Here is an 11,942-nt window from a genome sequence, read left to right on the forward strand (position 1 = left end):
AAGCCCGTGACCGCGCGGCCGACGATTCGCCGTCAGCGCGGGTCACGAGGCGTCGCGGCGGGCACCGGAGCCGGCTCGGCCGTCTCGATGAGCACCGCCTGGACCATCAGCAGCGCGCCGACCGCCTGCTCGATCCCCCCGTAGGCCCCGAGCGCCTCGCCGAACTCCTGCAGGTCGCTCGTGGTCGCCAGCGCCAGCTTCTCCGAGCGGGCCAGGAACGCCTGCAGCAGCGTCCGTGCCCGTTGCGGACCCAAGATCCGCCCGACTTTCTCGAGGGCGAGCGCGTGGACGTCGACGCTGGTCATCGTGCTCTGAAGATGGACGCTCTCGTGGTCTCGCGCGACCGGCGCGACGCGACCGTCGTGCGCTCGGTCTCACGGCGCGAGGCTCGGCGCCGCTGCGCTCGAGTGTTGCCGAGCCCGGGCGTGGCGAGCAAGTCCCTGTCCGCGAGGGGCTCACTCGCGGAAGCGGACGTGGAAGTGGTTCCGATGTCCGCGCCAGTGGCGGATCACCCCGGCCGACGCACCCTCCCCGCGCGGGTACTGGAACACGTCGTTCAACCGCTGCGGAGCGACGCCCGCGGCGACTGCGTGCTCGTAGAAGAGCTTTTGGAGCCCGTAGTCCATGAACACGTAGTGCACCTGTCCGGTCGCCAGCACCGCCTCGATCAGCGCCCACGAGCGCGCGACGTCGAGGTTGTCGCGATCGGCGGTGATGAACCGCGTCACGTCGGCGTCGGTGCCCCGCAGCACGTAGCCGATGTCGATGTCGCGGCCGTGGCGGTGGGACAGGTGGGGCGGGAACACGCCGCCGCCGTGCAGGCTGATGTCGCCGACGTGGACCTTCGGGCCGCCACGACCTCCGCGCGTGTAGGCGCGGATCGACTCCTGGAGCAGCCGGATCGTGCGCGGGGTGCCCCACGCGTGGTCCTCGTTCTTGACCACGTAACCTGGCCCCGGGGGCAGCTTCACGCCCTGCGCCAGCACGCCGGCGAAGTCCTCGTCGGCGAACAGGTCGGGGTAGTACACGTCGGTCGCGCGCAGCTCGACCGTACCTGTCCCGATGGACAGGCGCTCCTGCTGGCCCGCGCGCGCCAGCACCACCGCGCCGCGCTCGACCGCCGCGATCGTGGTCCCCTCCCACACCAGGTCGCCGACGCGGAACACCCGGATCACCCCGCTCGGATCGTCGCGGATGGTCGCCTGGCTGCTCGCCGGGTCGGTCGCGGTGGTGGTGGCGAGCAGCGTCAGCGGCAGCTCGGTGTCCTCGATGCTGTCCTCCGGGACCTGTCCGTTCGAACAGCCCTCGCACGGCGGCGTCGCCTCTGCGGGCGCGGCCGCGAGCGCCGGCGCCTCGACCGCCGCGGCCGCCGCCTCGATCGCGACCTCCGGCTCGGCGGTCGCGTCGCCGCAGCCGATCAGCAGGGCGAGGCAGACGAGCAGCGGCGCGGGGCGAGGCGTCACGTCGACCGCCCTCGCAAGAACCGCACCAGCCCGCTCGCCTCGATCTCCGCGGACTGCCTCGCCTTCAGCCATCGCCCCGTGTGACAGTTTGTCCGCCACGCCCGGCCAGGCGCGCCAGCCCGTCACACGCGCGATCACGCCGTCACTGGGCCTTCTGCTTTTGGTACGTGCCGATCAACTCCGCCCTTCCGAGGATGTGACCGGCCATCGCCTGCTCGAGCTCCGCGCGGGTGGCCGACTGCAGCGCGGGCAGCGTGGTGTCGAGCGCGTACAGCGTGTGGAAGTAGCGATGGCGACCGACGGGAGGGCACGGACCGCCGTAACCGAGGCGCTTGAAGTCGTTCATGCCCGGGCGTGCTTCGGCGGGCAGCTGCTCGGCGCTCACCCCGGCCGGCAGCGAGCCGTCGGCCGGCGGCAGGTCGACGAGAATCCAGTGCGTCCACACCGTCTTCGGCGCGGCCGGGTCGGGCGCGTCGGGATCGGTCTCGATGAGGGCCAGGCTCTTGGCCGTCGCCGGCACGCCCGACCAGCGCAGCGGCGGGGAGATGTCGGCGCCCTCGCAGGTGTACTCCGTCGGGATCTCTGCGCCCGGCGCGAACGCGTCGGACTGCAGGCTCATCCCGCCGCTCGGCGCCGGGTCGTCGGCGCCGCCCGGCTCGGGCTTGGGCTGGCAGGCGAACAGGCCGCAGAGGATCAGGAGCGCGGGGCGGTGCATGGCCGCTCAACCGTGACCGAGCCGCGGGCGTGCGCAAGCTCAGCGGTTCCACATGTCCTTCACGACATGTGCGATCGGACCGGTCCTCGCCGGCAGTCCACGCCTGTCCTCACGCGCGCGCGGCCCGGGCGCGCGCCCGCTCGGTTACGCTGTGACGTCGTGATATCCCGCCCGCTCCTCCTCACCCTGGCCGTGCTTCCGCTGGCCTGCGGCGACTCGACCGCCGCGACCTCGGACAGCGACACATCCACCTCCTCTTCCACCTCGACCAGCGGCGACGACCCGCCGCCGACGACCGAGGCGCCGCCGACGACCTCGACCTCGACGGACACGACCACCGAAGGACCGACGACGACGCCGACGACGACCGAGGCGATCACGTCGACGACGACGACTACGGACACGACCGCGACCACCGACACCTCGACGACCACCTCGACGACCGACACGACGACCGGCACGAGCACGACCACGACCGGCGACACCGACACCGGAGAGCCGCCGCCGGACGAGATGCCGGAGATCGTGTGCCCCGGCGATCCCGACGGTCAGTGCGATCCGGTCGACGGCGCCGCGCTGCTGGCGGGCACCTCGGTGAAGTCGATCGTGCCGACCTGCTTCGAGTCGTGGACCGACCTCGACGCCGACGCCGAGTACGAGGCCGGCGAGACGTTCCTCGACTGCGGCTGCGATCGCCTGTGTCCCGGCGACCCCGGCTACGTCGCCGCCGACATGGGCGAGGACGACGGCGAGTTCCAGGCCAGCTGGCTGGCGGGCTTCCACAACGGCCGCCCGGCCACCGGCGTGCGCGGGGCGAACCTCGGCCTCGTCGGCGAGGGCGACGGCCTGTGGGCGCGGGCGCTGGTGCTCGAGCAGGGCAACACCAAGCTGGCGATCGTCACCCTCGACCTCGTCGGCTTCTTCAACAACGAGACGCTGGCGATCCGCGACACGCTGGCCGACCAGGGCCTCGAGGTCGACTACGTCCTGCTGCACGCGCTGCACAACCACGAGGGCCCCGACAGCATGGGCCTGTGGGGCGAGCAGCAGCTGGTCAGCGGCTACGACCCGGCCTACCGGGCGCAGGTGCGGCAGGCGATCGTCGACGCGATCGCCGAGGCCGACGCCGCCAAGGTCGAGGTCGCGCAGCTCGTCGTCGGCGAGGTCGACGCCTCGACGTACCACAGCAACGGCGTCGGCAACGTCATCAACGACAGCCGCGACCCGTTCGTCGTCGACGAGATGATCGGCGCGCTCCGCCTCGTCGACGGGCAGGACAACACGATCGCCAGCGTCGTCAGCTTCGGCAACCACCCCGAGGCGCTGTCCGACGAGAACACGCTGATGACCAGCGACTTCGCCCACGGCCTGCGGCGCACGCTCGAGCAGGGCAGCACGTGGCTGAACTCGCCCGGCAAGCCCGGCGTCGGCGGCACCTGCCTCTACATCAACGCGGCCGTCGGCGGCCTGATGACGCCGCTCGGCATGGCGGTGAAGACCCCCGACGGCGAGACCTACCAGTCGGGCACCTTCGAGAAGGCCGACGCGATCGGCCAGCTGCTCGGCGAGATGGCCCTCGACGCGCTCGCCAACGGCGACGTCGTCGCCGCCCCGCAGCTCGACCTGCAGGCGCAGCGGTTCATGCTGCGCGTCGACAACACCAACTTCCAGGCCATGTTCCAGCTCGGGATCTTCGATCGCGAGACGTTCATGGAGGAGGACGGCATGTACATCGAGACCGAGACCGCGCTGATCAACCTCGGCCCCGCGCAGTTCCTCAGCGTGCCCGGCGAGCTGTTCCCCGAGCTGGCGATCGGCGGCTACGACGGCAGCCACCTCAACGTGCCGACCAAGCCGCTCGTCGACCCCAACAACACCAACCCGCCCGACCTGCTGGCTGCCCCCGAGGGCCCGTACCTCAAGGACAAGATGCACGGGACCTACCGCTTCATCGTCGGCATGGGCAACGACGAGCTCGGCTACATCGTGCCCGAGTACGACTGGGAGCTCGGCGACCCGCCGTGGGTCAGCGAGGCCGAGGGCGATCACTACGAGGAGACCAACTCGCTCGGCGTCGAGACCTTCGCCAGGATCGACGCCGCGGCCGACATCCTGATCGCCTGGTCGAAGTGGGTCCACGGCGCGCCGTGAACCCGCCTCGCCGCGAGCGGGCGCCCTACTCCATGATCGGCGTCCGCTCGCACTCGTAGGTCACGTCCATCGTCGGCCCGTGATCGATGACCTCGAAGTCGGTGGCCTTGAGGTCCTCGAGCGAGAACGCGTCGACGCCGACGTCGGCCCAGGTCGCGCAGCCGAGCACGTCGCTCTGCGCGGTCAGGGCGATGTTGCCGCCGTCGGACATGTACATGCCGTACTTCTGCAGCGCCTTGGCGATCACCTGCGCGCCGGGGCTCAGGGTCTCGATCGGGTAGTCGGCGCGCAGGCGCATGTGGCCGCCGTACGGGATCGAGGTCATCGGCCCGGTGGTGTTGGTGCCGTGGGTCGCGGGGGCGACGTACTTCTTGGCGCGGATCATCGAGTTGGGCAGGATGAACCGGATCGCGTGGTTGATCTCCCCGGCCTCGATCTCCTCGGCCGAGAACAGCAGCGGCGCGATCGGGAAGCCGGCCGCGTCGGCGCTGGTGCACTGCTGCCCGCGGCCGTCGAGGTCGTAGGTCTTCGAGGTGTCCCACAGCGCGAGGCAACCCGCGGTGAACTGGTCGGACTGCGCGTCGAGGGTCGCGTGATAAACTTCGTAGAGCCGCTGCTCGCTGCGCGACACCACGATCATGTGGCAGTCGGCGCCGTCGTCGTACCCGCTGCAGTCGTAGCCCTCGAAGCTGTCGGCCGGCGGGAGCTCCTGCGGGTAGTCCTCGACCACGCCGCCGGGCGGCAGCGGGATCGGGGCGACGTCGCAGTCGGGCGAGTAGTAGTAGTCGTTGTCGAGCGCGTAGGCGCGCTTCTCGGTGCCGGCGGGCGCGTCGACGGCGGTGATGCTGAAGTCGATGCGCATCGTGCCGGTGCCCCACCCGTTCGGCGGGGCGTTCTGCACCATCCACGCCGTGATCGCGTCCGAGTCGGGCGCGACCGGGTCGTTCGAGGCGTCCTGGTACCAGATCGCGTCCGGCGGGAAGAACAGGCCCTCGGCCTGCGACGCGCACAGCGTGCTGTCGTCGCCCGCGCCGGTGGTCGTGTCCGGCGTCTCGGTCGTGGTGTCCGGCGGCTCGGTCGTCATCCCGCCGGTGTCCGTCGTGGCGGTGGTCGTCGTGGTCTCGGTGGTCGGACCCACCGTGGTCGGCTCGTTCGTCGTCGGGCCCGCCGTGGTCGGCTCGTTCGTCGTCGACGTCGTCGGCCCGCTCGTCGAGGATGTCTCCGAGGACATGGTCGTCGGGCTAGGTTCGGTCTGGCTCGGGCTCGTCGAGCCCGTCCCGTCCGTGTCCGTCGTACCTCCGCCTGCGCCCCCGCACGCGACCGCGAGGGTCGCCGCCGCTGCCCACATCACCCGTTGAACCATGTCCGGCCTCCTCATGGCCGGGCATGGTACCGCGTCGGCGGGCCGGTTACTGCGTCAGCAGGCCCGTGCGACGGCGCAGCTCGATCGCGCCCTCGCTGCACCAGAAGCGCAGCAGGTCGGCGATGACCTCCGAGTTGAAGACGAGCTCCTCGCCCTCGAGGTAGAGCAGCGCCTGATCCTCCTGGCGCAGCAACGCCGCGCACGACGGCAGGTCGGCGGCGATCAACGCGGCCGCGCGCAGCGACGTCGTCTTGAGGTCGGCGTACCACGCATGGAAGTCGACCGGCGCCGACTGGGCGTATTCGGCCGAGACCTCCTGCAGCACCTGGCGCTCGCGCCGGCCGAGCACCTTGACGATCCTGCGCTGCAGGTCGTCGAGCGCGCTCGGATCGGCGAGGTTCGAGCCGTAGTTCGGCGCCGCCGTGCGGGCCGCCGCCGCGAGGATCAGCATCAGCTCCGAGGCCTTGAAGCGGGTGACCGCCTGCAGCCCGCGCTGCACGTACGCCAGCGCCCGGGCGATCACGAACGCCTGCTGCGGCTCGGACAGCCGCAGCACCGTCGCCGGCACGAGCACCACCGGCAGCGCGCCGAACTCGAGGCTGACCGTGGTGCCGGCGCCGCGATAGACGTAGAGGTCGTAGTCCGGCAGGCCGAACAGCCCCGCGATCTTGTCGACGAAGCCGCGCAGCGGGTTGCCCGAGCGCGCCGTGATCTTCTCCTTCACGTTGACGCTGAAGCGGTTGAGGTCGCCGAGGTACAGCTTGCTGAGGCTGAGGCTGATCGCGTTGATGAGCTTCTCGGCGACCGCCCCCTGCGGGCTGCGATCGAGGTGGGTGCGCAGGACCTCGGGCGCGAACGAGTTGGGGATCGCCGAGGCGGGCTTGGGGGTCATGCGGGTCAGCGCCCGCATGTCCGACTCGCTCGCGGCCCCGAGCACGCACAGCGGCCCGAGCCCGAGCGCGGCCTCGGCCATCTTGCCGCGGTCGACGTAGCACTGCACGAGGCCGCGCCACGGATCGGGCGAAGCCGGGTAGAGCGCGGCCGCCTGGCGGAACACGGTGCCGCCCTGCTCCGCCAGCCCCTGGGCCCGCAGCCGCTCGCCGAGCGCGAGCCGCAGCGGCAGGTTCTGCCGCACCTCGGCGATGCCGAACTCGAGCGTGGCCATCGCCTTGTCGGAGCGCTGCATCGCCTCGCCCTGCACGCGCGCCAGCTCGAGGTACGCGCGCCCGAGCTTGGCGTCGTCGCCGGCGACCTGCTGCAGGTGCCGCATCAGCGCCTGCTCGTACAGCTCCCAGTCGTCGGCCGTCTGCACCTGCTTGGCGTACTCGCTCGCGGCCACCCCGTCGGGGCCCTCGAGCGCGACCGCGCTGAGCAGCGCCTCGAGGCCCTGCGCGCGCCGGCCCTGGTGCAGCTCGATGTGCGCGAGGTGGACGATCGCCGCCACGCGATCGTCGATCGTCGTCGACGCGCGCAGCAACCGGCGCGCCGTCTCGGCCGCCGCCGAGCCGTCGCCCATGCGCGCGTAGACGTCGGTCAGCGCCAGCAGGGCGCCGCGATCGTCGGGCCGGGCCTGCAGCGCCGCCTCGAGGCAGGCGCGCGCGCGCGGCAGGTCGCCGATGTGATCGGAGAGCAGGCCGGCGAGGTTGCGGTTGGCCGTGAACAGCGCCTCGGGGCTGCTGGCGACCTGCAGGATCTCGCCGTAGATCTCGGCCGCGTCGCCCCACTGCGCGTTGCGGTTGTAGAGGTCGGCCAGAAACAGCAGCATCGGCACGTGCCGCGGCCTGTCCCGAAGGACACGTCGCAACACGCTGATGCCGCCGGCCAGGTTGCCGAGCTCGTCGGCGTACAGCTCGGCGATCCGCAGCCACAGCGCCGCCGAGCGCTCGGCCCCGCGGGCCGCCGCGGCCGCCTGCGACAGCTTCTCGAGCAGGCGCGTGCCCTGCTCGAGCATGAGCAGGATCTTGTAGAGCATGTCGGCCGCCTCGGCGTGATCCGGGTAGCGCTCGAGCGCGAGCTCGAGGTCCCGCGTCGCCGCCTCCGGATCGTCGAGCCGCTGCAGCCGGATCTTCGCCGTCTCGACCAGCAGGTTGGCCGCCGTCTCGCCGCTGCGCTCGGCCGCGGCCAGGCGGGCCTTCGCGGCCGCCAGCGCGCGCGGGTCGTCGATCAGCGTCGACACCCGCACGAGCCCGAGGATCGCGCCGAGGCTCTCCGGATCGCCGACGAGCGCCATCTCGTAGGACTTGGCCGCCGACTGCAGCGAGCCGGCCCGCTCGAGCGTCTCGCCGAGGCGCGTGTAGTAGGCGCCGAGCAGCGTCGGGTCCTCGCCCTCGGTGCCGACGATCTGGGCGTCGATGCGGGCCAGCGTCTGGTCGTCGCGCGCCGCGATCGCCAGCCGCTCGAGCCCCGAGAGCGCGAACGGGTCGCTCGGCGACTTCTGCAGCACCGAGGCGTAGGTGTTGCGGATCGTGTCGACGTCGGCGCCGACCGGGCCCTCGTAGAGCCGCGCCAGCTCGCGCAGGGCCGCCACCTTCGCCCCGTCGTCGCCGACGTGCTTGGCCAGCCGCAGCTGCAGGTCGGCCAGCGACTTCCACATGCCCTGCTGGCGGTACAGCGCGTCGAGGGCCAGCATCGCCGCCAGGTTGCCCTGCTCGCGCTCGAGCACCCGCTCGTAGGCCGCGATGGCGCGCTCGGGCTGACCGAGCTGCTCGGCGAACACCTCGCCCGCGCGCAGCAGCGCCGCGGTCGCCAGCGAGGCGTCCTTCGACATGGCTGCCTCTTGGGCCAGGTCCTCGACCACCCCGGGCCACGCCTCGAGCGCCGCGCGCACGCGGGCCAGGCCGTCGAGCGCCGGCCGGTAGTCGCCGAGGGCCTGCAGCGCCGCCTGGTAGGCGACAACCGCCCGCGGCGCGTCGGTCAGGTGCTCCTCGTAGACGCGGCCGATCCGGTAGGCGACCTGGGCCCGGGCGCGCGGCTCCGACAGCCCGCGCAGCTCGGTCTCGAGCACGTCGACCAGCTCCTGCCAGCTCTTGTTGCGCTCGAGCAGCCGCTGCAGCGCGTGCAGCGACGGCCCGTGCTTGGCGTCGATCTCGATCGCGTTGCGGTAGCAGCCGATCGCCCGCCGCGTGTCGGCCAGGCGGCTCTCGCACAGCCCGCCCATCGTGTGCAGCAGCGCCACCGCGGCCTTGCCCGGCGGCGTGATCGCCAGCTCGCGCTCGTAGGTGCCGAGCAGCTCGTCCCAGCGACCTGTCCGATGGTACAGGCGACCGATGCTCGCCAGCGCCGGCGCGTACTTCGGGTCGACCTCGAGCACGCGGCGCAGGCGGACCAGCGCGCCGTCGCGGTCGTCGAGCTTCTCGTCGAGCACCTCGCCGGCGCGGTGCAGCAACTGGACGATGCGCGGCTTGTCGAGCGTCTTGCTGGCCTCGAGCTCGATCGCCTCGACCAGCTCCTTGTAGCGCCCCGCAACCTCGCAGGCCCGCTGCAGCGCGTGGATCGCCCCGATGTGGTCGGGGTCGATCTTGAGGATCCGGCGGTACGTGTGGGCCGCCTGGACCGGCTCGTTGAGGTAGTCGATGTAGAGGTCGGCGATCCGCGTCAGGTAGGCGATCCGGCGGTCGTCCTCCTCCGCCGAGTCGATGCCGCGCTCGAGCAGCTCGATCAGCTCGTGGTGGCGACCGGCGGCGGCGAACAGCCGCAGCAGCGCCTTGAACGACGTCGCCAGCCCCGGGTGCAGCGTCAGCGCGCGCGAGTGGTACTCCATCGCCCGCTCCGGATCCTCGAGCTGGATCTCGTGGATCTCCGCCATCCTGGTGTAGGCCGCGGCCGCGCGCTGGGCGTCGTTGACCGCCTCGGCCTCGGCCTGCAGCATGTGCAGCAGCCGGTCCCACAGCTTCTTGCGCGTCAGCAGCTTCGACAGCGCGCGCAGGCCCGGGCGGTACGCCGGCTCGATCGCCAGCGCCTGCTCGTACCAGCGCATCGCCTCGTCCTCGTTGTGCAGGCGGTTCTCGACGATGTCGCCGATCTGGTAGAGGACGCTGATCTTCTCCGAGGGCAGCTCGAGCAGCTCGACCAGCGCCTGCAGCGTGCGCGTCATCGCGTCGTAGCGCTCGGCCGCCTCGTACAGGCGGATCAGCTCCTCGAGCACCAGGCGGTAGCGCGGGCTCTCGGCGACCGAGCGCTCGAGCGCGGCGATCGCCTTGTCGCGGCTGCCGAGCCGCTCCGAGTGGATGCGGGCGATCCGGTAGTAGGCCATCGCCCGCACGTCGGCGTCGTTCAGCTGCTGCGCCTCGCGCTCGAGCACGCTGATGAGCTCGCGCCAGCGGCTCTGCCCGTGGTGCAGGCGCTTGAGCGCCGCGAACGCCCCCGACGCCGCCGGGTCGAGGTCGAGCGCCGTCTCGAGCAGCTCGACCGACGAGCCGACGCTCTTCAGCCGGACCTCGGCCAGGTGCGCCCGGCGGGCCACCAGCGCCGAGCGCAGGCGCGGGTCCTTCTCGACCGCGCTGGCCAGCTGGGCCACCGTGCGCTCGAGCTGATCCCACGACCCTGCCCGCGTGTCGAGCTGCTCGAGCGAGCGCAGGTAGGCCACGTTGCTCGGGTCGAGGTCGCGGGCCTGGGCGAACGTCGCCCGCGCCTCGCCCTCGTTGCCGAGCCCGTCGAGCAGCACCGACGCCTTGGCCGCCAGCAGCGCCGCCTTGCGCTTCTGCTCCGACGTCAGCCGGATCTCGGTGTCGAACAGCGGCAGCGCGCGCGACCAGTTCTTCTGCGCCAGCAGCGTCCGCCGCGCCCCGCGGACCACCGGCAGGAACTCGGGCGCGAGCCCGTGCGCGCGCAGGTAGTAGGTCCCCGCCTGCGCCACGTCGCCGAGCGGGTACTCGTAGAGCCGCCCGATCTCGTACGACAGCCGGGCCGCGCGGAACAGGTCGGGCTGGGTCGCCAGCTCGGCCTCCCACGCCTCGATCTGGGCCTGCGCCGCGCGCAGGAACGGGTTCTCGGCCGCCATCGCCGGGCTCGAGATCGTGCGCGTCACCGGCCCCGACGGCCCGCGAGCGCCCTGCTGCGCCGCCGGGACGCCCGAGGGCCCGGACATCGGCGTGGTGCGGGTCCGCGGCGGCTCGCCGGGCGTCGCCGGCGCTGGCCCCGAGGACCTGTCCCCGGGGACCTGTCCCGGAGCACCTGGCACCGGGGGCCTGTCCGAAGGGACCTGTCCTCGCGGGCCGGTGGGAGGCGGCGCGCCGCGGCTGAGCAGGCGGGTGCGCAGCGCCTCGGGCATCGGCGCCGGCGCGCCCGGGCGCGGCGTGGTGTCGGGGTTGGTGGACAGGCGCGTCGCCGAGTCCGAGGCGCGCGGCGCCTCGACGGGCGCTCTGGCCGCCGAGACCACGTTCGGATCGATCTCTCCGTCACGGGCCGTCACCGCGAGCGCGTCCACCTTCGCTGCCGCGGGCGGCGGCTGCGGCGCCTCGGCGTCGATGTCGACCTCGAGCTCGACCGGAATCGTCTTCACCCCGCTGGCGCTCGGCCCCTCGTCGGTCTTGCCGGTGCGGCTCGCCGGGGGCGCTGCCGCGGCCGATTGCGCGGCCGGTAGCGTGGCAGCCGCCGGCGCGGCCGGTTGCGGCTGCGACGGCGCCTTCAGGCTGGGGCCGCTGCCGATCAGCGTGGTGCTGCCGAACCCCGGCGTCGGTCGTGAGCCTCGCATCGGCATCGAGCCGAGCCCCTTGCCGAGTCCGGACAGCCCCAGGCTCGGCGGCGCCGGCTTGCCGGGCTCGGCCGCCGCGGGCTTGGGCTCGCTGAGCTTCGCGAACGGTCGCACCGGCTCGCTCGCCTTCGGTGGCACCGGCGCCGGCGCCGGCTTCGGCGGCTCCGCCTTCACTTCTGGCGGTCGCGGCGCCGGCGGCACCGGCGGCGCCTTCGGTGGTGGTGCCGGTGCTTCTTGCAGCTCGATGTCCTCGTCGAGTTCGACCTCGAGCGGCGGCATCGTGGGCATCGGCGGGATCGCGCCGGGTCGGGTCGCCACGCCCAGACCGGTCGCTCGCTCGTCGACGATGATCGCGTCGAACAGATCCGCGGGATCGCGCGGAATCTCGTCCTCGGTCAGCGGTCCGCCGGGAAGAGTGATCGGAGGCCGACCAGGAGAGCTCGGGGGCTTTCCACCCTTGTCGTCTTGCTGCGCCACGGTGACGCGAGTATGCCCGATCCGGGAGCCAATGGATTCGCAGGCCGGCCGCGTGTGCCGCGAAATCCGCCGTCCCGGGGC

General features: G+C 72.5%; 6 protein-coding genes. 1 reads left to right on the plus strand and 5 read right to left on the minus strand.

Going from position 1 to position 11,942, the window contains the following annotated elements:
• Positions 1 to 32: 32 nt before the first annotated feature.
• From K7C98_RS28035 to K7C98_RS28045, 3 genes are all read right to left on the minus strand, one after another.
• Positions 33 to 305, minus strand: coding sequence for a hypothetical protein (locus tag K7C98_RS28035; protein ID WP_224194853.1), 273 nt, complete (start codon positions 303 to 305; stop codon positions 33 to 35).
• A 150-nt stretch (positions 306 to 455) separates the two neighbouring features.
• Positions 456 to 1,463 (minus strand): penicillin-insensitive murein endopeptidase, encoded by a 1,008-nt coding sequence (locus K7C98_RS28040; protein WP_224194854.1) that lies wholly within the window; start codon positions 1,461 to 1,463, stop codon positions 456 to 458.
• Between the two features lie 142 nt (positions 1,464 to 1,605).
• The gene (locus K7C98_RS28045; RefSeq protein WP_224194950.1) at positions 1,606 to 2,082 is read right to left on the minus strand and encodes a YbhB/YbcL family Raf kinase inhibitor-like protein; all 477 of its coding nucleotides are present in this window, start codon (positions 2,080 to 2,082) and stop codon (positions 1,606 to 1,608) included.
• A gap of 255 nt (positions 2,083 to 2,337) precedes the next feature.
• Here K7C98_RS28045 and K7C98_RS28050 point away from each other — a divergent pair, with 255 nt between their 5' ends.
• Positions 2,338 to 4,329 (plus strand): hypothetical protein, encoded by a 1,992-nt coding sequence (locus K7C98_RS28050; protein WP_224194855.1) that lies wholly within the window; start codon positions 2,338 to 2,340, stop codon positions 4,327 to 4,329.
• Positions 4,330 to 4,354: 25 nt separating this feature from the next.
• On the opposite strand, the gene K7C98_RS28055 is transcribed toward K7C98_RS28050, so the two are convergent.
• Both K7C98_RS28055 and K7C98_RS45070 read right to left on the minus strand, forming a co-directional pair.
• Positions 4,355 to 5,560 (minus strand): hypothetical protein, encoded by a 1,206-nt coding sequence (locus K7C98_RS28055; protein WP_224194856.1) that lies wholly within the window; start codon positions 5,558 to 5,560, stop codon positions 4,355 to 4,357.
• Positions 5,561 to 5,738: 178 nt separating this feature from the next.
• Entirely contained in the window at positions 5,739 to 11,861 is a 6,123-nt protein-coding gene (locus tag K7C98_RS45070; RefSeq protein ID WP_224194857.1) for a tetratricopeptide repeat protein, read from the minus strand.
• Positions 11,862 to 11,942: the final 81 nt, after the last annotated feature.

Origin of the sequence: Nannocystis pusilla (assembly GCF_020073745.1) — a bacterium.
Taxonomy (GTDB): Bacteria; Myxococcota_A; Polyangia; order Nannocystales; family Nannocystaceae; genus Nannocystis; species Nannocystis radixulma.

Bases quoted from the DNA above. Each gene is read 5' to 3' on its own strand.
- K7C98_RS28035 (WP_224194853.1), bottom strand. From the start codon at position 305: ATGACCAGCGTCGACGTCCACGCGCTCGCCCTCGAGAAAGTCGGGCGG.
- K7C98_RS28045 (WP_224194950.1), bottom strand. From the start codon at position 2,082: ATGAGCCTGCAGTCCGACGCGTTCGCGCCGGGCGCAGAGATCCCGACG.
- K7C98_RS28055 (WP_224194856.1), bottom strand. From the start codon at position 5,560: ATGTCCTCGGAGACATCCTCGACGAGCGGGCCGACGACGTCGACGACG.